Genomic DNA, 22,841 nt, shown 5'->3' with positions numbered 1-22,841 from the left:
CGCGGCGATGGCGGGCAGCCGGCGGGCGGCGGTGCGGAAGGTGCCGTGGGGCTGTTCGGGGGTGCCCTCGGAGCGGGGGAAGAACTCGTACCAGGCGCCGTAGAGGGCGCGTTCGCGTTCGACGAGCAGGGGCAGCGGGTCGGAGGTGGTGACCAGCTCCCGCAGCGGGTGCCGGGCCAGTACCGCGTCCACCTCGGGCGTCAACGCCGCCGCCAGCCGCGACGCGGCCGGGCGGGTCTCGTCCCGCAGCGCGTCGACGGCGGCGAGGAGCGCGCGCCGGTCCGCGCTTCCCGGTACGTCCGCGGCGGCGCGCTCGTGGAGCCGGGCGCCCTCCTCCAGGACCAGATCCGTGTCCGTCCCCGCCGGGATCTTGATCCGCGCGTGGCGGCGCCAGGTGGTGACCGGGTCGCCCCACGCCTCCACGGTGTACGACCACAGTCCGGGCTCGCCGGCGGTGACGGTGGCGCCCCAGCGGTCGGTGCCCGGGGCCAGCTCCCGCATCGGCGTCCACGGGCCCGGCCGGCCCCGCGGATCTCTCAGGACGACATTGGCGGCGACCGCGTCGTGCCCCTCACGGAACACGGTGGCCGATATCTCGAACGACTCGCCGGTGACGGCCTTCGCGGGCCTTCGTCCGTCCCGGACGACCGGGCGGACGTCCAGGACGGGGATGCGTCCGACGACGGTGGTGCCGTCCGCGGGGGGTGCTGACCAGTGGTGCGTGGCGGGCATGACCGCTCCTGTCCGCGTCAACGTGGGTGGGCGGATGACTCTGGGGAGGTGGGTCCTGCTGGGGTGCACGTGGGGTGTACCGCAGGAGCCTTCCCACACTCTTCGGGTGGGCAATCCGGCACTGTGTTAACTACTCGCGCGTATGTCGACACGCACGGCGACGCTGACCGGACATCTTCCCCGCCCGGAGATCGTCACGCCGGTGGTTATTAGCCCGTCCGGTGACCGGGAACGACGCCTTTCAGGCCGAATCGGAGGTCCGGGGGCGAAGCGCCCGGCACGGGACACATCGACGCCGTAACGTCGTGAGGGTGAAGGCGATCCGTCGACTGACCGTCCGTCCCGTTCTCCCCGACTCCCTCCGGCCGCTCAGTGATCTGGCCCGCAACCTGCGGTGGTCCTGGCACCCGGAGACCCGCGACCTCTTCCAGTCCGTCGACCCCGAGTGCTGGGCCGCGTCCGCCTGCGACCCGGTACGGCTGCTCGGCACCGTCGCGCCCGCGCGTCTCGCGGAACTGGCCGAGGACCGGCGCTTCCTGCGCCGGCTGACCGCGGTGGCCGACGACCTCGACCACTACATGACCGGCGCCCGCTGGTACCAGGCCCAGCCCGGCCGGCTCCCCGCCGCCGTCGCCTACTTCTCACCGGAGTTCGGCATCACCGCCGCCCTGCCCCAGTACTCCGGCGGCCTCGGCATCCTGGCCGGCGACCACCTGAAGGCGGCCAGCGACCTGGGCGTGCCCCTCATCGGTGTCGGCCTGCTCTACCGCCACGGCTACTTCCGACAGTCCCTGTCCCGGGACGGCTGGCAGCAGGAGCACTACCCCGTCCTCGACCCCCACGAGCTGCCCCTGGCCCTCCTCGAGGAGCCCGACGGCACCCCAGCCCACGTCGCGCTCGCGCTGCCCGGCGGCCGGGAACTGCGCGCCCGTGTCTGGCTCGCCCAGGTCGGCCGCGTCCCGCTCCTGCTGCTGGACTCGGACGTGGAGGAGAACGAGCCGCGCGAACGGGGCGTCACCGACCGGCTGTACGGCGGCGGCAGCGAGCACCGGCTGCTCCAGGAGATGCTGCTGGGCATAGGAGGTGTCCGGGCCGTACGGACGTACTGCCGGCTCACCGGCCACGCCGCGCCGGAGGTCTTCCACACCAACGAGGGCCACGCCGGCTTCCTCGGCCTGGAACGCATCGCCGAACTCTGCGACGAGGGGCTCGCGTTCGACTCCGCGCTGGAGGCGGTCCGGGCCGGGACCGTCTTCACCACCCACACCCCGGTCCCGGCCGGCATCGACCGCTTCGACCGCGAGCTGGTCGCCCGCCACTTCGGCCCCGACGCCGAACTCCCGCGCATCGACGTCGAACGCGTCCTGCGGCTCGGCGTGGAGAGCTACCCCGGCGGCGAACCCGGCCTGTTCAACATGGCCGTGATGGGTCTGCGTCTGGCCCAGCGCGCCAACGGCGTCTCCCTGCTGCACGGCGCGGTCAGCCGGGAGATGTTCTCCGGCCTGTGGCCCGGCTTCGACGCCGACGAGGTACCGATCACCTCCGTCACCAACGGGGTGCACGCCCCGACCTGGGTCGCCCCGGAGGTGTTCCGGCTCGGTGCCCGGCAGATCGGCGTCCAGCGGGCCGAGGACGCGCTGACCGTCGGCGACTCGGACCGCTGGGACTCCGTCGCCGACATCCCCGACCAGGACATCTGGGAGCTGCGCCGCACCCTGCGCGAGCAACTGGTGGAGGAGGTGCGCGAGCGGCTGCGCGCCTCCTGGCGGCAGCGGGGCGCCGGGACGGCCGAGCTGGGCTGGATCGACGGCGTCCTCGACCCGGACGTGCTCACCATCGGGTTCGCGCGGCGCGTCCCGTCGTACAAGCGCCTGACGCTGATGCTGCGCGACCGGGACCGGCTGACGGAGCTGCTGCTGCACCCGGAGCGGCCGGTCCAGATCGTCGTCGCGGGCAAGGCGCACCCGGCGGACGACGGGGGCAAGCGGCTGGTGCAGGAACTGGTGCGGTTCGCGGACGACCCGCGGGTGCGGCACCGCATCGTGTTCCTGCCGGACTACGGCATGGCGATGGCGCAGAAGCTCTACCCGGGCTGCGACATCTGGCTGAACAACCCCCTGCGACCGCTGGAGGCGTGCGGGACCAGCGGCATGAAGGCCGCGCTCAACGGCTGCCTCAACCTGTCCGTGCGGGACGGCTGGTGGGACGAGTGGTACCGGCCCGACTTCGGCTGGGCGATCCCCACCGCCGACGGTGTGGGCACCGACCCGGAGCGGCGCGACGCCATAGAGGCCGCCGCCCTCTACGACCTGCTGGAGCAGCGGATCACCCCCCGCTTCTACGAGCGGGGCGCGAGCGGGCTGCCCGACCGGTGGATCGAGATGGTCCGCCGGACCTTGAGCCTGCTCGGACCCAAGGTGCTGGCCGGCCGCATGGTCCGCGAGTACGTCGAGCGGCTCTACGCCCCGGCGGCCGCGGCGCACCGCGCGATGGACCCGGACTCCGCCCGCGGGCTCGCCGAATGGAAGGCCCGGCTGCGGAGGGCCTGGCCGGGGGTGAGCGTCGACCACGTGGAGACGTCCGCGGCCACCGCCCTGGCCGAGCTCGGCACGACCCTCGGGCTCCGGGTGCGGGTGAACCTCGGCGACCTCGCCCCGGAGGACGTGGAGGTGCAGGCGGTCTCCGGCCGGGTGGACTCCGAGGACCGGATCACCGGCGCGACGACCGTGCCGCTGAAACCGCTGGGCGGCCCCGACCTGGAGGGCCGCTGGGTGTACGAGGGCCCGCTCGCCCTGGACCGCACCGGCCCCTTCGGTTACACGGTCCGCATCCTGCCCGCGCACCGGCTGCTGGCGTCGGGTGCGGAGGCGGGGCTGGTCGCGGTGCCGTCGGACGAGCTGGCGGATGCGGCGGGACTGCTGATGAGGTGACGGCCGCCGGGGAGGTGACGGCCGCCGGGGAGGTGACGGTTGCCGGGGAGGTGACGGCCGCCGGGGAGGTGACGGTTGCCGGCGAGGTGGGGTCCGTCGGCGAGGGGGGCTTGGGGGCTCAGTCCGCCGCGTCACCGCCGCTCAGCCGCCGCAGGACGGCGCCGCAGCGCCGGGCGTACGCGTGCTGGAAAGCCCGGGCGGCCGGTCCGCCGGCCTTGGCGTACCACTTCGCGGGGCGGCTGAAGGCGTGCACGGTCAGCCAGACCGTGCCGTCCCCGGTGCGGTCCACGACGAAGGCCTCCTCGCCGGACTCCGGGTGGCCGGGCAGCGTGCCGTAGGCCCAGCCGGCCCGGCGGGGCTCGTCCAGCGTCCACACCACCCGGCAGGGTGCCTTGATCATCCCGGCGAGGGTGACGGTGACGTCGACGCCGGGCGCGGCACGTTCCGCGCTCGCGTCGATGCCGACGCCCATCTCCCGGTGCATCCGCCAGGTCAGCACGGCCTCGACCGCGCGCTGGTAGACCTGTTCGCCCTCCCCGAGGCGCGTGCGTACGTGCAGGGGGCGGAAGCCGGGCGGGCAGGGACCCTGCTCGCGGGTGGCGCCGACGTCGTCGTACGTGAAGGACATGGGCACCAAGGGTAGGGCGGCACCGTGGAACCCGCGTTCCGGGTGCCGCCGCCGGCCGTGGAGAGGGCGCCGCCCCGGGAGTCGAACCTCCGGAGACGGCGCCCTGTCTGGGGGGCCTGCGGGCCTGTGGGCCCATGGACCCACGCACCTGCGGGTCTACGGGCCTGCGGGCCTACGGGAAGGTGAGCCGCCAGGCGTCGATGTAGCCGGTGTCCTGCGAGCCCTTGTCCTGGACGCGCAGCTTCCAGGTGCCGTTGGCCGGTTCGGAGGAGGCGTTGACCGTGTAGGTCTCGTGCACGTCCTCCGCCGGGTCGTAGGTGCTGCTCTTCAGACGGTACGTCGACCCGTCCGGCGCGACCAGGTCGATCTGGAGGTCACCGCGCCACGAGTGCACGATGTCCACGCCCACCTGGAGGTTGCTCGGTGCGTTGCCGGTGCGGCCGGAGACCGTGACCGAGGAGGTCACCGCCGACCCGTAGTCGGGGATGTTGACGTCCGTGGTGCTCTCGAAGGTCGTGCCGTCGCCGCCACCGCCGTCACCGGGGCGGGAACCGACGTTGATGCCCGCCCACGCGTTCTGGACCGCCTTGTACTCGGCGCTGTCGGTGCCGTACAGCTCACCGGTCGCCGCGAGGGTGCCGGTGCGGGCGCCCGCGTAGTTGGTGGTCGACGTGAACTTGGTGGTCAGCGCGCGGAACCAGATCTTCGCCGCCTTCTCGCGGCCGATGCCGGTGACCGGGAGGCCGTCCGAGGTGGGCGAGTCGTAGGTGACACCGTTGATGGTCTTGGTGCCGCTGCCCTCGCTCAGCAGGTAGAAGAAGTGGTTGGCCGGTCCCGACGAGTAGTGGACGTCGATGCCGCCGAGCCCCGAGTACCAGGAGTCCTTGGACGCGCCGTCCTTGCTCGGCTTGTCCATGTAGCGCAGCGGGGTGCCGTCGCCGTTGATGTCGATCTCCTCGCCGATGAGGTAGTCACCGACGTCGGAGGAGTTGTTCGCGTAGAACTCGACGGCCGCGCCGAAGATGTCGCTGGTGGCCTCGTTGAGGCCGCCGGACTCGCCGCTGTAGTTGAGGTTCGCGGTGTTGGAGGTGACGCCGTGCGTCATCTCGTGCGCGGCCACGTCGATGGACGTCAGCGGGTTGACGTTGCCCTCGCCGTCGCCGTACGTCATGCAGAAGCAGCTGTCCGACCAGAAGGCGTTGACGTAGTTGTTGCCGTAGTGGACCCGGGAGTAGGCGCCCACCCCGTCGCCGCGGATACCGGACCGGCCCTGGACGTTCTTGAAGTAGTCCCAGGTCACCGCGGCACCGTAGTGGGCGTCGGCGCCGGCGGTCTCGGCGTTGGACGCGCTGCCGTTGCCCCACACGTCGTCGGAGCCGGAGAAGAGCGTGCCGGTGCCGGAGGTGCCCCGGTTGAGGTTGTACGTCTTGTGGTTGCCGCGCGTGGTGTCGGTCAGCGTGTACGACGACCCGGACTGCGCGGTGCCCAGCGTCACCGTGCCGCTGTACAGGGTGTTGCCGGTGCCGTTGTGGATCGCCTGGTACTCGTAGAGCTTCGCGCCGGTGGCGGCGTCGGTGATCACGTGCAGCTCGTTCGGGGTGCCGTCCTCCTGGAGGCCCCCGACGACCGTCTCGTACGCCAGGACCGGGGTGCCGTTCGCCGCCCAGATCACCTTGCGCGGGGCGCGGTCGGCCTCGGGCTTCTCGGCGCCGGCGGCCTTCGCGGCGGACACGGCCTGCGTCTCGGCCTTCGCCGCGGAGATCTTCGGCGTCACGGTGGCCGGCCTGATCGGCTTGGAGGTGGCCTTCACGACCCGCTCGGTCCTGCCGGAGTCGGTGGTGACGACCATGTCGCCGCCGAGGACGGGCAGTCCGTCGTAGGTGCGCTCGTAGCGGGTGTGCAGGGTGCCGTCGCGGTCCTTGAGCACGTCGCGGACGACCAGCTTCTCCTTGGCGCCGAGCCTCAGACCGTCGGCGGTCTTCGCCTTGGCGGCGTCGGCGTCGGCGATCAGCTCGGCGCGCTGGGCCGGGGTGAGCTCGACCAGCTCGGCGCCCGGTGCGGGAGCCTGCCGGGGGGCCGCGGTGGCGGCCCCGGACTGGACCGCCGTGGCGATCAGCGCGGCGACACCGGCCAGCGCGACGGCCGCGGCGCGGCGGTGCGTGCGGCGGGAGGGGGTGTGGGAGGTGCGTCTGTGGGGAGTACTGCTGCTCAACACTGACTCCTTCTGCGCGGCCGCGGGTCGCGCGGCCAGGGGAGACCGGACGGCGGGTGGGCCGGCCGGGCGGTACTGTGCGGTACGCAGTAACCACGTGCTGTGAGCCGGCCGCGGCACAGCGCTGGTGAGGAAGCTGTGGGGCGCTGCGGAGCGGCCGTGGGGAAGACTGGCAGGAGAACGGCCGACTTGTCAGGAGCGCGTCAGTAAGTTGGCCGGAAATCGTTCGTTGTTCGGGTGTTCATGTTCGATATACGAAACAGACGCCTTGGTGCCGTACTGACTGCCCGGTCAGTCAGTAACCGGATCGGGCGACGGTTCCCCGTGCCAGGACCCCCACAGCGCCGCGTACGTCCCGCCCGCCGCCACCAGCTCGTCGTGCGTGCCCAGTTCGGTCAGCCGGCCGTCCTCCATCACGGCCACCCGGTCGGCGTCGTGCGCGGTGTGCAGGCGGTGCGCGATGGCGATGACCGTGCGGCCCCGCAGCACGGCGGCCAGGGCGCGCTCGGTGTGCCGGGCCGTCGCCGGGTCCAGCAGGGCGGTGGCCTCGTCCAGGATCAGCGTGTGCGGGTCGGCCAGCACCACCCGGGCCAGCGCGAGTTGCTGGGCCTGCGAGCCGTCCGCTCGGTGACCGCCCGTGCCCAGCTCGGTGCCGAGGCCGTCGGGCAGCTCCCGCACCCACTCGTCGGCGCCCACCGCGGCGAGCGCGGCCCACAACCGCTCGTCCGTGGCCTCCGGTTCGGCGATCAGGAGGTTGTCGCGGACCGAGCCGAGGAAGACGTGGTGCTCCTGGGTGACCAGCACGACCTGGCGGCGCAGCCGCTCCGGCCCGAGGCCGGCCACGGGCACCCCGCCCACCGTCACCGAGCCCTCGGTCGGCGCGTCGACGCCCGCCATCAGCCGGCTCAGCGTTGTCTTGCCCGCCCCGGACGGCCCGACGACCGCCAGCCGCTCACCCGGCCGCACGGTCAGGTCCACGCCGTGCAGCACCTGGCCGCCGCGGTCGTAGGCGTACCGCACGCCGCGCACGTCGATCCGGTCGTCCGCCGGGACCAGTGAGTCGTCCGTCGCCGCCCGCGGGGCCCGCGCCAGCCCCTCCACCCGGGCGAAGGAGGCGCCGCTGCTCTGGAGCTGCTCGATCCGCATCAGCACCTCGTCGAGCGGCCCGGCCAGCTGCTGGAGGTACACGGCACAGGCCACCACCGCCCCGAGGCTCACCGCCCCGCGCGTGAGCAGGGCCCCGCCGACCAGCAGCACGCCCGCCACGGGCAGGACGTACGACACGTCCACCGTCGGGAAGAACACACTGCGCAGGTACAGGGTGTGGTAGCGGGTGCGCCGCGAGGCCTCCAGCGCCTCCCGGTTGGCCGCCACGCGCCGGTCGCCCAGCCGGAACGCCTCCACGGTACGGGCCCCGGCGACCGTGGCGGCGAGGCTCTCGGCGACGTCCGAGGTGGCCGCGCCCTCGGCGAGGTAACCGGCCCGCGCACGGCGCAGGTACCAGCGCAGCCCGAAGGCGACCGGCGTCAGCCCCAGCACGCCGACCAGGCCGAGCAGCGGGTCGAGGAAGAACACGGCCCCGGTGAGGAACAGGGCCTGCACGGCGTTGACCAGCAGCTCCGGCCCGGCGTCGCGCAGCGTGGTGCCGACGGTGGACACGTCGCCCGTGCCGCGCGCCGTCAGGTCGCCGGTGCCGGCGCGTTCCACCACGGAGGCGGGCAGGGCCAGCGTCCGGTCCACGAACCGCTCCCGCACACGGGCGAGCGTCCGTTCACCGAAGCGGTGCCCCACGTACCGGGCCCAACGGGCCAGCAGAAGCTGTGCCAGCGAGCACAACAGGATGGCGAGCGCCATCCGGTCCACGGCGTCGACCCCGCTCCCGGCGCGCACCTCGTCGACGATCCGGCCGAGCAGCCACGGGCCCGCGAGTCCGGCCAGGGCCGCGAGCGCGTTCAGGCCGAGGACGAGCGCGAAGGCCCGCCGGTCGGCGCGCACCAGGTGGGCCGCCGCCCGCCGGACGTCGGCACGCTCGGCGACGGGCAGCTGCCCCGGCGCGTCCGGCGTACCCGGTGTCCCCGGCGTCATCGGACCGCCTCCTCTTCCTCGCCGTCCCGCGCGACGAGGGCCCGGTAACCCGGCTCGGCGCCGAGGAGTTCACGGTGGCTTCCGGTGGCCATGACCTTGCCGTCGACCAGGTAGTGCACGACGTCCGCCCGGTCGAGCACCAGCGGCGAGGTGCCGGCCACCACGGTCGTACGGCCCGTGCGGGCGTCCCGCAGCCGGTCCGCCACCGTGGCCTCGGTGTGGGCGTCGAGCGCGGAGGTCGGCTCCACGGCGAGCAGCACCTCCGGATCGGCCAGCAGCGCCCGCGCCAGCCGGACGCGCTGGCGCTGGCCACCGGAGAGGGTGCGGCCCTGGGCGGCGACGAGGGTGTCGAGTCCGTCGGGGAGGCCCCGGACGATGTCGTCCGCGGCGGCCGCGTGCACGGCCCGGAACAGGTCCGCCTCCGAGGCCGCCCGAGCCCGCCCTCGGACGGCTGCGGCTTCGCCGGGGCGGGTCGCGCCCGGGGGAGGGGGCGGGGGTTCGACTCCGTCCGCGCCGCCCGGGTGAGGGTGCGCCGCGTCGATGGCATCGGGTTCCGTGCCTGGGTGGGTCTCGGTATGCCGTCGGGTGTGTGCCGGGTGCTTGTGACGGGTCGCGCCCGGGGGAGGGGGCGGGGGTTCGACTCCCTCCGCGCCGCCCGGGCGGGGGTGCGCCGCGTCGGTCGCGTCCGGTTCCCCGACCGTGTCGGTGTGTCGCCGGGGGTGTGCCGGGTCCTCGTGGAGGGGCGTCTCGATGCGGCGGAGCCGCGGATCGAGGCGGTCCCCCTCGTCCGGGTGGGCTTCCGCCGCGCCGATCACAGCGCGCAGGGGGCCCGCGAACAGGTCGGCCTCCGCTTCCGCGACCAGGATGCGCTCCCGCACCCGCGCGAGCGGCACCTCGTCCAGCCGTACCCCGCCCCAGGTGACGTCGGACGGGGCGTACCGGCCGAGCCGGTCGATCACCGCGGCGGCGTCCGCGGGGCGCGCCCCGGCCAGCGCGGTCAGCCGGCCCGGTGATACCCGCACCCCGGAGGCCGGGTCGTACAGCGCCGAGGGCTCCGCGGGGGCGTCGCGCGTGCCGTCGTCCGCCGCGGGCTCCAGCCGCAGGAAGGCGACGACGCGCCGGGCGGCCACCACGCCCCGGCTGAGCTGGTGGCCCATCTCGATGAGGAACGCCACCGGCCAGCCCAGCGCCACCACATAGCCGTACACCGACACCAGTTCGCCCACGCTGATGTGCCCCTGCGCGGCCAGCCGCGCCCCCAGCCAGGTCACCAGCGCCAGGAACAGCATCGGCAGCCCCACGCCGATGGCCTGGATCCAGCTGGTCACCGCCCCGACCTCGTAGCCCTGCGCCCGCAGCCGCGCCGAGTCCCGGCGGAAGGCGTCCGCGACCAGGTTCTTGCCGCCCAGCCCGTTCAGCACCCGCAGTCCGCCCGCGAGGTCGCCGATCCGCGCGGTCAGCACCGCCTGCCGCTCCCGGTACTCGGCCTCCCTGCCCTGCAACCGTCCCATCAGCGGCCCCAGCAGCACACCGAGGACCGGCACACCGAGCAGCACCACGAGGGCGAGCTGCGTCGAGACCGACAGCATCAGCGTGCCGACGGCGGCGTAGGCGACGACCGCTCCGACGCCGGGGCCCACGGCCGTCAGGGACTGGCTGATCGTCTGCACGTCGCCGACCCCGATGGTGACGACCTCCCCGGCCCCGACCTGACCGCGCAGCGCAGCCCCCAGCCGCACGGCGTGTCCGACGACGACCTTGACCGTGCGGAAGTTGGCGTCCATCCGGACCCGCGTCATCACGCGGTGCCGCATGACGCCCAGCCAGGCGTTGAACACCCCCACGACGACCAGCGCCCCGGTCCACAGCGCCAGCGCGCCCCGGTCGCCGGGCTCCAGACCGCGGTCGATCGCCCGGGCCATCAGGTAGGGCGTCGCCGCCAGCAGCACCATCCAGACACTGGCGAGCACCGCGCCCGCCGCGCACCGCCACCACTGCCGCCGGACCAGCCACCCCAGATAGCGCCAGCCGCCCCGGCGGTCGGGCGTGCCGGGGTCCTCGTACGCGTCGATCACCGTGCCCGCCCGTCCCCTCGGCCGCCGCTCACGCGAGGCTGTCCCGCCACGCCCGGTGCAGGTCCGCGAACCGGCCCGGGCCGGCGATCAGTTCGTCCGGCGGGCCGTCCTCCACGATCCGGCCCCGCTCCATCACGAGCACCCGGTCGGCGATCTCCACGGTGGAGAGCCGGTGCGCGATCACGACCGCCGTACGGCCCTTCAGCACCGTCGCCATCGCCCGCTGCACCGCCCGCTCCCCGGGAACGTCCAGCGAGCTGGTCGCCTCGTCCAGGATCAGCACCGCCGGGTCGGCGAGCAACGCCCGTGCGAACGCGACGAGTTGCCGCTGGCCGGCGGAGATGCGGCCACCGCGCTTGCGCACGTCGGTGTCGTAGCCGTCGGGCAGCGCGCTGATGAAGTCGTGCGCGCCGATCGCCTTCGCGGCCCGTTCGATCTCCTCCCGCGTGGCCTCCGGCCGGCCGATGGCGATGTTCTCCGCGACCGTGCCGGAGAACAGGAACGCCTCCTGCGTCACCATCACCACCCCGCGCCGCAGCTCCGGAACGGCCAGGTCGCGCAGGTCGGTGCCGTCCAGCAGGACCCGCCCGTCGGAGGGGTCGTAGAACCGGGCGAGCAGCTTGGCCAGCGTCGACTTGCCCGCGCCGGTCGAGCCCACGACGGCGACCGTCTGTCCCGCCGGCAGCGTCAGGTCGAAGCGGGGCAGCACCTCGCCGCCGGTGCGGTAGCCGAAGCGGACCCCGTCGAAGACGACCTCACGCCCGGGGTGCTCCGACTTCAGCGGCGGCAGCTCCTTCGGCGCGGTCGGCTCGGGCACCGACGGCGTCTGCGCCAGCAGCCCGGCGATCTTCTCCAGGGAGGCCGCCGCCGACTGGTAGGAGTTGAGGAACATGCCGAGCCGGTCGATCGGGTCGTACAGCCGGCGCAGGTACAGCACCGCCGCCGCCAGCACGCCCAGCGCCAGCGTGCCGTCGGCGACCCGGTAGGCGCCCCACAGCACGATGCCCGCGACGGCCGTGTTGGCGACCAGGCGCGAGCCGACGACGTAACGGGCCATCTCGAGCAGCGCGTCGCCGTTGGTCCGCTCGTGGCGCCCGTTCAGTGCGGCGAAGTCGGCGTCGTTGGCGGCCTCGCGGCGGAAGGCGCGCACGGGCCGGATGCCGTTCATCGTCTCCACGAACTTCACGATGACCGCCGCGATCGCCGTGGACCGCTCCCGGTACACCCGGTCCGCGCGCCGCCGGTACGTCCGCACCAGCCCGTACAGCGGCACGAACGACGCCACCGCCACGGCACCGAGCCCCAGGTCCAGCCAGAGCAGCAGCGCCGCGATGTAGACGAAGGAGAGGACGACCGTCACCAGCTCCTGCAGGCCCTCGTCGAGCAGTTCGCGCAGCGACTCCACGTCCGTGGTGGAGCGCGAGATCAGCCGGCCCGAGGTGTAGCGCTCGTGGAAGTCGACGCTCAGCGCCTGCGCGTGGCGGAAGATCCGCCCCCTGAGGTCCAGCAGCACGTCCTGGCTCACGCGGGCGGAGACCGCGATGAACGCGTACTGCAGGGCGCCGGCGGCCAGCGCGCACAGCAGGTAACCGGCGCCGACCGCGATCAGCGGACCCCGGTCGTGGTCGCGGAAGGCCGGCACGGCGCGGTCGATGGCGTACGCCACCAGCAGCGGACCGGCCTGCACGGCAGCCTGCTGGAGCAGCAGGAACACGACGGTGACGGCGACCCGGGCCCGCATGGGCGCCAGCAGGGAACGCAGCAGGGTGGCCGTGGCGCCCGGCGGGCTGGGCAGGACGTCGCGGTCGAAGTCGTCACCGGGGTGCTCCGCGCCCTCGGAGCGGGGCGGATCCTCCGCCCGGCCGGGAGCGGGCGGGGACGTGGTGGGGGCAGTCATCGCTGCTCGTCCTCCTCTTCCTGCCGTTCCCGCGCGCCCGACATCAGATGCGCGTACTCGGCGTTCGTCCGCAGCAGTTCCTGGTGGGTGCCGACGGCGGCGATCCTGCCCCGGGACAGCAGCGCCACCCGGTCGGCGAGCAGCACCGTGGAGGGGCGGTGCGCCACGATGAGGGCGGTGGTGTCGGCGAGCACCTGGCGCAGGGCGGCCTCGACGGCGGCCTCCGTGTGCACGTCCAGCGCGGACAGCGGATCGTCCAGGACGAGGAACCTCGGCCTGCCGGCCACGGCCCGGGCGAGCGCGAGGCGTTGGCGCTGCCCGCCGGACAGACTCAGGCCCTGCTCGCCGACCTGGGTGCCGGTGCCCTGCGGGAGGGCGTGCGCGAAGTCGGCCTGCGCGACGGCGAGCGCCCGCCGCAGCTCCTCGTCACCGGCCCCGTCACCGGCGCCCATGAGCACGTTCTCGCCGACGCTCGCCGAGAAGAGCGTGGGCTCCTCGAAGGCCACGGCGACCATCGCGCGCAGCTCCTCGCGGGGCAGGGTGGTGATGTCCTGGCCGTCCAGCGTGATCCGGCCGTCGGTCACCTCGTGCAGACGGGGGATCAGCGCGGTCAGCGTCGTCTTGCCGCTGCCGGTCGCGCCGACCAGGGCCATGGACTCGCCGGGACGGATGTGCAGGTCGACGCGGTCGAGGAGGGGCGGGGAGCCGGGGGGCGCGTCGGGGTACCGGAACCGGACGTTCTCGAACCGCACGCCGCCCCCGGACCCGGCTGCGGGCCTTCGAGCCTCTCCCGGTGCCTGAACGGCCCGGGAGGCACTGCGCACCGCCGGGCCGCGCGACCCACCCCCCGGTGCGGACCCGGACCCGCGCGGGGCCCCCGGTGACTCGACCTCCGCGTCCATCACCTCGAAGTACCGGTCCGTCGCCGTCGCCGCCTCCTGACTCATCGCCAGCAGGAAGCCGATCGACTCGACGGGCCAGCGCAGGGCCAGCGCCGTCGACAGGAACGCCACCAGCGTGCCCGCCGACAGCGACCCGTCCGCCACCTGCACCGCCCCGACCACCAGCGCCGCCCCGATCGCGAGCTCCGGCAGGGTCACGATGACCGCCCAGATGGCCGCCAGCAGCCGTGCCTTGCGCAGCTCCGTCCCGCGCAGCGTGTGCGACAGCTCGTGGAAGGCCCGGGCCTGGCTGCGGTGCCGCCCGAACCCCTTGATGATCCGGACGCCGAGCACGCTCTCCTCGACCACGGTCGTCAGGTCCCCGACCTGGTCCTGCGCGCGCCGCGCCACCTCGGAGTACTTCTTCTCGAAGAACGCGCAGGTGATCACGACGGGCACGGCGGGTCCGAGGACCACCAGCCCCAGCGTCCAGTCCTGCACCAGCATGATCCCCACGCCGACGAGGATCGTCACCCCGTTGACCAGCAGGAACGTCAGCGGGAAGGCGAGGAACATGCGCAGCAGCATCAGATCCGTCGTCCCGCGCGACAGCAACTGCCCCGAGGGCCACCGGTCGTGGAAGGCCACCGGCAGCCGCTGCAGGTGCCGGTACAGGTCCGCCCGCATCCCCGCCTCGACGCCCGCCAGCGGCCGGGCCACCAGCCACCGCCGCAACCCGAACAGCAGCGCCTCCGCCAGCCCCAGGAGCAGCAGGTACAGCGCGCCGAGCCACACGCCCGCCGGATCCCGGTCGGCGACCGGCCCGTCCACCATCCACTTCAGGACCAGCGGGATCACCAGCCCCACGCAGGAGGCGAGGATCGCCACGAACGCGGCGGTCGACAGCCGCGCCCGCACGGGACGGACGTACGGCCACAGCCGCAGCAGGGAACGTACGGCGGAACGGTCCTTGGCGGGTACAGGTGTCGTGGGCATCAGCGGCGAGCCTACGGTTCACCACCGGTACTGCCCACCGAGTTTCCGCCGTCGGCGGGGTCGTAGGAGGCACTGCCCGGACGGGCGACGCGCCTCCGGGCGCGCCCCCGTCCGCCCGCGTCGGTCAGGACGCCGGGTACGGCAGCAGCGTGCCGTCCACCTTCTCCCAGGCCGCCTTCAGTTCGGCCAGCAGCCCCGGCCGGTCGGCGGCGAGGTCGGCCTGCTCACGGGCGTCGGCGGCGAGGTCGAACAGGTGGTCCTTGCCGTTCGCGTCCCGGTAGTACTTCCAGTCGCCCCGGCGCAGCGCCCGGTTGCCCCGCACCCGCCAGAACAGGTCGCGCTCGGGTGCGTCCTCGCCGCGCAGGAGATAGCCCGCGAAGCTGTGGCCGTCCAGCGGGTACGCCGGGTGCGGCCGGGCGCCGCCCAGCTCCAGCAGGGTCGCCGTCCAGTCCGGCGAGTAGACGGGCTCGTGGCTGACCTGGTGCCCGTCGATCCGGGCCGGCCAGCGCAGGACGGTCGGCACCCGGATGCCGCCCTCCAGCAGTTCCGACTTGGCGCCGCTGAGCGGCCACTGGTAGGAGAAGCGCTCGCCGCCGTTGTCGCTGGCGAAGACGACGATCGTGTCCTCCTCCTGGCCGGAGCGGCGCAGCGCGGTGAGCACCTTGCCGACCGAGGCGTCCAGGTTCTCGACCATCTCCGTGTACTTCTCCACCGACCCGCCGTCGTTGTGCGCCAGCGCACGCACTCCGCCCCCGGCCCGGAGCTTCGCCGCGATCCCGGCACCCGTCTCGGCGTCGTCCTCGGTCAGCCACGGCCAGTGCGGGGTGGTGAAGTTGAGGTTGAGCAGCCAGGGCCTGTCGTGGTCGCGGGACACGTACTCGACGGCCCGTTCGGTCAGGATGGTGGTGTAGTAGCGCAGGTCCTGGTACTCGGCGTCGCCCTCGTAGAGGTCGTAGTCGCCGAGCTGGCCGAGCTTGGAGAAGTACTCCAGGGCGCCGCCGAAGTTGCCGAAGAACTCGTCCCAGCCGGACTTGGTGGGGCTGTAGTCCGGCAGCCAGCCGCAGTGCCACTTGCCGATCAGCGCGGTGGCGTAACCCGCGTTCTTCAGCAGCGAGGCGAGGGTGGGGTGGTCCGGGTCCAGGCCCTGGGCGCGGTTGCCGATGGGCTCGGCCAGCCCGCCCTTGGTACGGCCCGGAAAGCGGCCCGTGTAGAGGCTGAACCGGGTCGGGGAGCAGGTCGCCGACCCGGAGTAGGCGTTGGTGAAGCGCACCCCCTGCGCGGCGAGCCGGTCCAGATGCGGCGTCCGGATGTGCGGGGAGCCGTACGACGACAGGTCCGCCCAGCCGAGGTCGTCGCCGAGGACGAACAGGATGTTGGGGCGTCTGCGGGGCCGGGCGGAGGCGGGACGGGAGCGGAAGGGGCGCTCGGCGGGAGCGGCCGAGGCGGTCGCGGGCGTACCGGCGACGGCCGTCACCGCTCCGCCGCCGACCAGACCACCGAAGGCACGACGGGATATTCCGGGCATGAGTGATCCTGGGGGGAGAAGGAGGGAGAGGGGGCGGGAGAGGCGGAGACCAGCGCGAGGAGGGCGCGGGGGCGCGGGTCAGCGACAGGCGGCGCCGCACTGGCGGCACAGGTCGACATGGCGTCGCGTCACGAGCGTGACGCGCACGCCGCGGTGAACGGCGATGGGCCTCATGACCTGGGACGTTGCCAACCGGCCCGCTGCACCGTCAAGAAGATCACCGCCACGTTCACGAAGCCGCAACGAGCAGCAACGAGCCGCAACGATCCGGAACGAGCCGGAACGGGAACCGACACGAACCGGGCCGGGGCCCGACGGGACCAGCCGCGTCCCGACGCGCTCACACGCCTCCCTGGCGACACCGGACGCGCCCGGACGCACCGGACACGTTCGAACGCGCCCGGGGCGACCCGGTGAGGCCGGCGGTCCCGGGCTCGCGGCGGGCCGCGGAGGTCAGCCGACGACTTTCAGGAGCAGCACTGTCCGGCCCGGCACCGTGATCGGGCCCCCCGCCGCGAACTCCTCGTCCGGCGCCTGCGACTGCTCCTCCCGGCCGGTGTCCACGACCACCTCGTACCGCTCCGCCCACGGCGGTCCCGGCAGGACGAAGGGGACGGGGCGCTCCCCGGCGTGCAGGACGGCCAGGAAGCTGTCGTCGGTGATCGGCGCGCCGCGCTCGTCCCGGCCCGGGATGTCCCGCCCGGACAGGTACATGCCGAGGGTGGCGGCGGGGGCGTACCAGTCCCGCTCCGTCATCTCCGTGCCCCGGGCCGTGAACCAGGCCAGGTCGCGCAGTCCGTCGGCGGAGTGCGCCCGGCCGGAGAAGAACGCCCGGCGGCGCAGCACGGGATGCCGGTGGCGCAGCGCGATCAGCCGGGAGGTCAGCTCGAACAACGGCCGCCATCCGGGGTCGTCGAGCAGACTCCAGTCCACCCAGCTGATCTCGTTGTCCTGGCAGTAGGCGTTGTTGCTGCCGCCCTGGGTGCGGCCCATCTCGTCGCCCGCGACCAGCATCGGGACCCCGGTCGACAGCAGCAGCGTGGTCAGCAGGTTGCGCAGCTGGCGCCGCCGGAGCGCCCGCACGCCCTCGTCGTCCGTCTCGCCCTCCGCGCCGCAGTTCCAGGACCGGTTGTCGTCCGTGCCGTCCCGGTTGCCCTCGCCGTTGGCCTCGTTGTGCTTGCGCTCGTACGACACCAGGTCCCGGAGCGTGAAGCCGTCGTGCGCGGTGACGAAGTTGACCGACGCGTACGGGCGGCGGCCGCCCCAGGCGTACAGGTCGCTGGAGCCCGACAGGCGGTAGCCCATTTCCCGCACGTCCGGCAGGGCGTGGCGCCAGAAGTCCCGTACGGCGCCCCGGTAGCGGTCGTTCCACTCCGTCCACAGCGGTGGGAAGGCGCCCACCTGGTACCCGCCCGAGCCGACGTCCCAGGGCTCGGCGATCAGCTTCACCCGCCGCAGCACCGGGTCCTGCGCGATCACCGCGAGGAACGGGGAGAGCATGTCGACGTCGTGCATGGAGCGGGCCAGCGCCGCCGCCAGGTCGAAACGGAAGCCGTCCACGCCCATCTCCGTCACCCAGTAGCGCAGCGAGTCGGTGATCAGGCGCAGGACGTGCGGCTGCACGACGTGCAGGGTGTTGCCGCAGCCGGTGTAGTCGGCGTAGCGGCGCGCGTCCGGCTGGAGGCGGTAGTAGCCGCGGTTGTCGATGCCCTTCAGGGAGAGCATCGGGCCCAGCTCGCCGGCCTCCGCCGTGTGGTTGTAGACCACGTCGAGGATCACCTCTATGCCGGCCGCGTGCAGCGCGCGCACCATCCGCTTGAACTCGCCGACCTGCTCGCCGGTGGTGCCGGAGGCGGCGTAGGCGGCGTGCGGGGCGAAGTAGCCGATCGAGTTGTAACCCCAGTAGTTCCTCAGGCCCCGCTTCAGCAGGTGGTCCTCGTGCGCGAACTGGTGGACCGGCAGCAGCTCCACCGCCGTCACGCCCAGCCGTGTCAGGTGCTCGATGGCCGCCGGATGCGCCAGACCGGCGTAGGTGCCGCGCAGTTCCTCGGGGATGCCGGGGTGCAGTTGGGTGAAGCCGCGCACGTGCAGCTCGTAGATGACCGAGTCCGCCCACGGCGTCTTGGGCCGGTGGTCGTCCGCCCAGTCGTCGTCGTCGTGGACGACGACCCCCTTGGGGACGTACGGCGCCGAGTCCCGGTCGTCGCGCACGGTGTCGGCCACGTGCTGCTCGGGCCAGTCACGGACGTGCCCGTACACCTCCGGCGGCAGCCCGAAGTCGCCGTCCACCGCGCGCGCGTACGGATCGAGCAGCAGTTTCGCCGGGTTCCAGCGGGCGCCGGTCCACGGGTCCCAGCGGCCGTGCACCCGGTAGCCGTAGCGCCGCCCGGGCAGCACCCCCGGCACGAAGCCGTGCCAGATCTCGTGCGTCAGCTCGGTCAGCCGCACCCGGCTCTCCCCACCGCCGGGACCGGGCTCGTCGAACAGGCACAGCTCCACCGCCTCCGCCCCGCCCGCCCACAGCGCGAAGTTCGTCCCCGCCACCTGGTCCGGACCGGTCCGGAACCGGGCGCCCAGCGGCACCGGTGTGCCCGGCCAGGCCGGCACGGCGGGCGGTGACGCGGCACGCCGCGCGCCGTTCACCACGACGTCGGGGCGCCCGTGCTCGGCGGCCTGCTTCCCGGCCACCGCCTCCTGCTCGGCTGCGCTGGACACCTGTCAGCCTCCTGCGGCTCGTGGAACGACGTGGCGAGGACGGGAGAAGGGCGCACGGTGTCCCGACCGTCGCTCCCCGTCGCGTCGTCCTCCCCACTGTTCTGCCCACCGCGTGGCTCGCACTCACGTTTCACCCGGGCGGACCGGTCGGCGCGGGGGCCCACGATGGCCCGTGCATGGGCGCGCACGGCGCGCGGGGGCCGCACGGGAGGACGCCCCCGCGGCAGCGGGCCCGGCGGGGGGCGCACGAGCGGGAAGGAGTGGCAGGCGGGCGGTGCGGTGAGTCGAACACCGCCCCGGCCGCGAACTCGGTACGGAACGGTGACAATTCCCCTGTCCCACGCGCCCCTGGCCTGCGGTTACGATGCGCCGGTGCGCGCAGGCACACATGGGGCGCGGGCCGAACCAGGCCCGTCGAGGGGAGACAAGTTGAACGTGCGTCCGATATCGGGGGCGTCACCGGCGGGCATCCGGGGGCGGGGCGGCAAGGGACGCGGCAGGGTACTGCCGGCGTTGGCACTGGGCGTGACGCTGACACTGACAGCGTGCGGCGGGGGCGGCTCGGGGGCCGGGGACGACGGCGGCAAGAACGCCAAGGACTCCACCGCGGCGGAGAGCAAGCAGTCCGAGGCGGTCGTCACCATCGCCCCCCAGAACGGGGCCAAGGCCGTCGACACCAGCGGCGTCCTCAAGGTCGGCGCCGCCAAGGGCAAGCTCACGGAGGTCGTGGTCAAGGACGCCGAGGGCGAGAAGGTCGACGGCGAGATATCCGGGGACGGCGCCACCTGGACGCCGTCCACCCACCTGGCCGCCTCCACCACGTACACCGTGCACGCGGTCGCCAAGGACTCCGAGGGCCGCACGGCGGCCGAGGACTCCCGCTTCACCACTCTGACGCCGAAGAACACCTTCACCGGCTCCTTCACACCCGAGGACGGTTCGAAGGTCGGCGTCGGTATGCCGTTCTCGATCCGCTTCACCCGGGGCATCACCAACCCGGAGGACGTCGAGAAGGCCATCCGCATCAAGACCGAGCCGGCCGTCGAGGTCGAGGGCCACTGGTTCGGCAACGACCGTCTCGACTTCCGCCCGGAGAAGTACTGGAAGGCCGGCACCAAGGTCACCGTCGACCTCGACCTCGACGGTGTCGAGGGCCGCGACGGCGTCTACGGCAAGCAGGACAAGACCGTCTCCTTCACCGTCGGCCGCAGCCAGGTCTCCGTCGTCGACGCCAAGAAGCTGACGATGACGGTCATGCGGGACGGCAAGACCGTCAAGACCATTCCGGTCACCACCGGTGCGCCCGGCTACGAGACCTGGAACGGCCAGATGGTCATCACCGAGCGGCTCCCCGTGACCCGCATGAACGGTGAGACGGTCGGCTACGGCGGCGAGTACGACATCAAGGACGTCCCGCACGCCATGCGCCTGTCCACCTCCGGCACCTTCATCCACGGCAACTACTGGGGCGGCGACGCCTTCGGCAACCGCAACGCCAGCCACGGCTGCATCGGCCTGCGCGACGTGCGCGGCGGCTGGGACGAGAAGGCGCCGGCCGCCTGGTTCTTCGACAACTCGCTCATCGGCGACGTGGTCGTGGTGAAGAACTCCAACGACGCGGTCATCGCCCCGGACAACGGCCTCAACGGCTGGAACATGTCCTGGGAGAAGTGGAAGGCGTAACGAGCCGGGTCGACAGGTCGACAGCCCGCGCCCCGCAGGGGCGCGGGCTGTCCCCGTGTGCGGCTCCGCCGTGGGCGCGAGCGACCCCGCCACCGTCCGCGGGCCGACGGCGAACCCGCGACTGCCGCCGGGCGTGAACGCCCGCTAACCTGCGGAGCATGACCGTACATCTCGAAGTCGCGGACGGCGTCGGCACGCTGCGTCTGGACCGCCCGCCCATGAACGCGCTGGACGTCGCCACGCAGGACCGGCTGAAGGAGCTCGCCGAGGAGGCCACCCGCCGCGACGACGTACGCGCCGTGGTGATCTACGGCGGCGAGAAGGTGTTCGCGGCGGGCGCGGACATCAAGGAGATGCAGGTGATGGACCACGCGGCGATGATCCCGCGCGCCCGTGCCCTGCAGGACTCCTTCACCGCGGTGGCCCGCATCCCCAAGCCCGTCGTCGCGGCGGTGACGGGCTACGCGCTCGGCGGCGGCTGCGAACTGGCGCTCTGCGCCGACTTCCGCATCGCCGGGGACGACGCGAGGCTGGGCCAGCCGGAGATCCTGCTCGGCCTGATCCCGGGCGCCGGCGGCACCCAGCGGCTGTCCCGGCTGATCGGTCCCTCCAAGGCCAAGGACCTGATCTTCACGGGCCGGCAGGTGAAGGCCGACGAGGCACTCGCGCTCGGCCTCGTGGACCGGGTGGTGCCCGCCGCCGAGGTGTACGAGCAGGCGCACGCCTGGGCCGCCCGGCTCGCGAAGGGCCCCGCGATCGCCCTGCGCGCGGCCAAGGAGGCGATCGACACGGGCCTGGAGACGGACATCGAGACCGGCCTCGCCGTCGAACGGAACTGGTTCGCCGGCCTGTTCGCCACCGAGGACCGCGAACGCGGCATGCGCAGCTTCGTGGAAGAGGGCCCGGGGAAGGCGAAGTTCCTCTGACGGGTCCCCGCATCCGCTCCGAGACCGGCACGGCGCGTCCGCAACCGTCGTGCCGCCCGGTCCGGATCCCTCGACGGGGCAGGTTATGGCCGCCTTAACGCACCCCGAAGCGCGTCTGGTCGAGGGAGCCCGCCGCACGTCCGCCCCCTGTCCGCCGCAGGGCCGGTGCACGCCTGTGGCCGAAGCGTCGGCCCAGGTCAGGGGCTCGCGCTGACCTTCACGTGCCGTTGGCATATGCCGATCGGCCGCTGCCGGGCCGGGCTCCGCAAGGGTGCATTCCCGGGGAACGGCCACGGAGCCCACCCGAGGGCGGCCATGATGGGGGGCATGGCGGGGCTGGAGGGTACGGAACAGCCGCGGGGAGCCGGACGTGCGACCGTGGCGCGCTGGTCGCCGGCGGTCGAGGACGAACGGGCGCTCAAGGCGCTGGAGTCGTACGGCAGTCCGACGGAGCGTGAGGTGGTGTTGCCGTCCCTCCCCGAGTCCGCGGCCACCGCCCGCCGACTGGCCCAGGTCGTGGTCCTGCGCCAGTGGAACCTCGGACCCAAGGTCACGGAGGACACCGTCCTGCTCGTCTCCGAGCTGGTGGGCAACGCCGTACGCCACACCGGTGCCCGTGTCTTCGGCCTCCACATGCGTCACCGCCCCGGCTGGATCCGCGTCGAGGTCCGCGACCCGTCCAGAGGGCTGCCGTGTCTGATGCCGGTGCAGGAGACGGACATCAGCGGGCGTGGCCTCTTCCTCGTCGACAAGCTGTCCGACCGGTGGGGCGTCGATCTGCTGCCGCGCGGCAAGACGACGTGGTTCGAGCTGCGGGTGGCGGACCGCTGAAGGGCCGTCTCCCGCCGGTGGCAACGCCGTTGGCCGGACACGCCGCCTACGGGTGACGTTCCGTGAACCGGCGGCGCGGACCCGGGACAGTACCCGCATGATCGCCACTCGCCTGCGGCGACGGACCGTCGCCGTCGCCCTCTCCCTGTCCGCCGTCTTCGCCACCTCGGCCGCCACCGTCCCCGGGACGGCGGCCACGACGACGGCACCCGCCAAGGCCGCCCCCGCCTGCCCCCAGTTCGACGACAAGATCAAGGCCGCCGCCGACCGGGACGTCGACGTCGACCGCATCACGCCCGAGCCGGTCTGGCGTACCACGTGCGGCACCCTCTACCGCAGTGACAGCCGCGGCCCGCAGGTCATCTTCGAGGAGGGCTTCCACGCCAGGGACGTCGAGAACGGCCAGTACGACGTCGAGAAGTACGTCCTGGTCAACCAGCCCTCGCCCTACGTGTCGACGACCTACGACCACGACCTGTACAAGACCTGGTACAAGTCCGGTTACAACTACTACATCGACGCCCCGGGCGGCATCGACGTCAACAAGACCATCGGCGACACCCACAAGTGGGCCGACCAGGTCGAGGTCGCCTTCCCCGGCGGCATCCAGCGGCAGTACGTCATCGGCGTCTGCCCGGTCGACCGGCAGACCAAGACCGAGATCATGAGCGAGTGCGAAAGCAACCCGCACTACAAGCCCTGGCACTGACCGCCCCGGCCCCGGC

Annotated in this window: 14 protein-coding genes; 5 read left to right on the top strand and 9 right to left on the bottom strand. The window is 73.3% G+C overall.

Features of this window, described 5'->3' with window-relative positions; translation table 11 throughout:
* The coding region (locus KUM32_RS07075; protein ID WP_217140934.1) for a maltotransferase domain-containing protein at positions 1-732 on the bottom strand (732 nt) is incomplete at its 3' end.
* 311 nt (positions 733-1,043) lie between these two features.
* Here KUM32_RS07075 and KUM32_RS07070 point away from each other — a divergent pair.
* Entirely contained in the window at positions 1,044-3,662 is a 2,619-nt protein-coding gene (locus KUM32_RS07070) for a glycosyltransferase family 1 protein (RefSeq protein ID WP_217140933.1), read from the top strand.
* Positions 3,663-3,780: 118 nt separating this feature from the next.
* On the opposite strand, the gene KUM32_RS07065 is transcribed toward KUM32_RS07070, so the two are convergent.
* From KUM32_RS07065 to glgX, 8 genes are all read right to left on the bottom strand, one after another.
* On the bottom strand, positions 3,781-4,290 hold the full coding sequence (locus KUM32_RS07065) for a DUF1990 family protein (protein WP_217140932.1): 510 nt from the start codon (positions 4,288-4,290) through the stop codon (positions 3,781-3,783).
* Between the two features lie 172 nt (positions 4,291-4,462).
* Complete coding sequence (locus KUM32_RS07060) at positions 4,463-6,502, bottom strand: M4 family metallopeptidase (RefSeq protein WP_217140931.1); 2,040 nt, start codon at positions 6,500-6,502, stop codon at positions 4,463-4,465.
* Positions 6,503-6,793: 291 nt separating this feature from the next.
* Positions 6,794-8,587, bottom strand: a complete 1,794-nt coding sequence (locus tag KUM32_RS07055; RefSeq protein WP_217140930.1) for an ABC transporter ATP-binding protein — start codon at positions 8,585-8,587, stop codon at positions 6,794-6,796.
* Positions 8,584-10,662 (bottom strand): ABC transporter ATP-binding protein, encoded by a 2,079-nt coding sequence (locus KUM32_RS43320; RefSeq protein ID WP_308408614.1) that lies wholly within the window; start codon positions 10,660-10,662, stop codon positions 8,584-8,586. The genes KUM32_RS07055 and KUM32_RS43320 overlap by 4 nt, the downstream gene beginning before the upstream one ends.
* A 28-nt stretch (positions 10,663-10,690) precedes the next feature.
* Complete coding sequence (locus tag KUM32_RS07040) at positions 10,691-12,559, bottom strand: ABC transporter ATP-binding protein (protein WP_217140929.1); 1,869 nt, start codon at positions 12,557-12,559, stop codon at positions 10,691-10,693.
* Positions 12,556-14,436: an ABC transporter ATP-binding protein gene (locus KUM32_RS07035; RefSeq protein WP_217140928.1), complete on the bottom strand. Its 1,881-nt coding sequence runs from the start codon at positions 14,434-14,436 to the stop codon at positions 12,556-12,558. The genes KUM32_RS07040 and KUM32_RS07035 overlap by 4 nt, the downstream gene beginning before the upstream one ends.
* A 124-nt stretch (positions 14,437-14,560) precedes the next feature.
* Positions 14,561-15,961: a sulfatase gene (locus KUM32_RS07030; RefSeq protein WP_217140927.1), complete on the bottom strand. Its 1,401-nt coding sequence runs from the start codon at positions 15,959-15,961 to the stop codon at positions 14,561-14,563.
* A gap of 453 nt (positions 15,962-16,414) precedes the next feature.
* Positions 16,415-18,676, bottom strand: coding sequence for a glycogen debranching protein GlgX (gene glgX / locus KUM32_RS07025; RefSeq protein WP_217140926.1), 2,262 nt, complete (start codon positions 18,674-18,676; stop codon positions 16,415-16,417).
* Positions 18,677-19,105: 429 nt separating this feature from the next.
* On the opposite strand from glgX, the gene KUM32_RS07020 reads away from it, so the two are divergent.
* The 4 genes from KUM32_RS07020 to KUM32_RS07005 all read left to right on the top strand — a co-directional run bounded on the left by KUM32_RS07020 (position 19,106) and on the right by KUM32_RS07005 (position 22,825).
* A complete protein-coding gene (locus KUM32_RS07020; protein ID WP_254405154.1) occupies positions 19,106-20,359 on the top strand; it encodes an Ig-like domain-containing protein in 1,254 nt (417 codons plus the stop codon).
* Positions 20,360-20,517: 158 nt separating this feature from the next.
* Positions 20,518-21,285 carry an enoyl-CoA hydratase/isomerase family protein gene (locus tag KUM32_RS07015; RefSeq protein WP_217140925.1) on the top strand — a complete coding sequence of 256 codons (768 nt, stop codon included), beginning with the start codon at positions 20,518-20,520 and terminating at the stop codon, positions 21,283-21,285.
* A 327-nt stretch (positions 21,286-21,612) separates the two neighbouring features.
* Positions 21,613-22,116 carry an ATP-binding protein gene (locus KUM32_RS07010; protein WP_217140924.1) on the top strand — a complete coding sequence of 168 codons (504 nt, stop codon included), beginning with the start codon at positions 21,613-21,615 and terminating at the stop codon, positions 22,114-22,116.
* Between the two features lie 97 nt (positions 22,117-22,213).
* Positions 22,214-22,825: an ADP-ribosyltransferase gene (locus KUM32_RS07005; protein WP_217140923.1), complete on the top strand. Its 612-nt coding sequence runs from the start codon at positions 22,214-22,216 to the stop codon at positions 22,823-22,825.
* Positions 22,826-22,841 lie beyond the last annotated feature (16 nt).

The sequence above is a fragment of the Streptomyces sp. AC627_RSS907 genome (assembly GCF_019049165.1).
This window is presented reverse-complemented; position numbering and strand designations above follow the sequence as displayed.

Excerpts from the sequence above, each read along its gene's own strand:
- KUM32_RS07065 (WP_217140932.1), bottom strand. The coding sequence starts at position 4,290 with ATGTCCTTCACGTACGACGACGTCGGCGCCACCCGCGAGCAGGGTCCC.
- KUM32_RS07055 (WP_217140930.1), bottom strand. The coding sequence starts at position 8,587 with ATGACGCCGGGGACACCGGGTACGCCGGACGCGCCGGGGCAGCTGCCC.
- KUM32_RS07040 (WP_217140929.1), bottom strand. The coding sequence starts at position 12,559 with ATGACTGCCCCCACCACGTCCCCGCCCGCTCCCGGCCGGGCGGAGGAT.
- KUM32_RS07035 (WP_217140928.1), bottom strand. The coding sequence starts at position 14,436 with ATGCCCACGACACCTGTACCCGCCAAGGACCGTTCCGCCGTACGTTCC.
- KUM32_RS07030 (WP_217140927.1), bottom strand. The coding sequence starts at position 15,961 with ATGCCCGGAATATCCCGTCGTGCCTTCGGTGGTCTGGTCGGCGGCGGA.
- KUM32_RS07015 (WP_217140925.1), top strand. The coding sequence starts at position 20,518 with ATGACCGTACATCTCGAAGTCGCGGACGGCGTCGGCACGCTGCGTCTG.
- KUM32_RS07010 (WP_217140924.1), top strand. The coding sequence starts at position 21,613 with ATGGCGGGGCTGGAGGGTACGGAACAGCCGCGGGGAGCCGGACGTGCG.
- KUM32_RS07005 (WP_217140923.1), top strand. The coding sequence starts at position 22,214 with ATGATCGCCACTCGCCTGCGGCGACGGACCGTCGCCGTCGCCCTCTCC.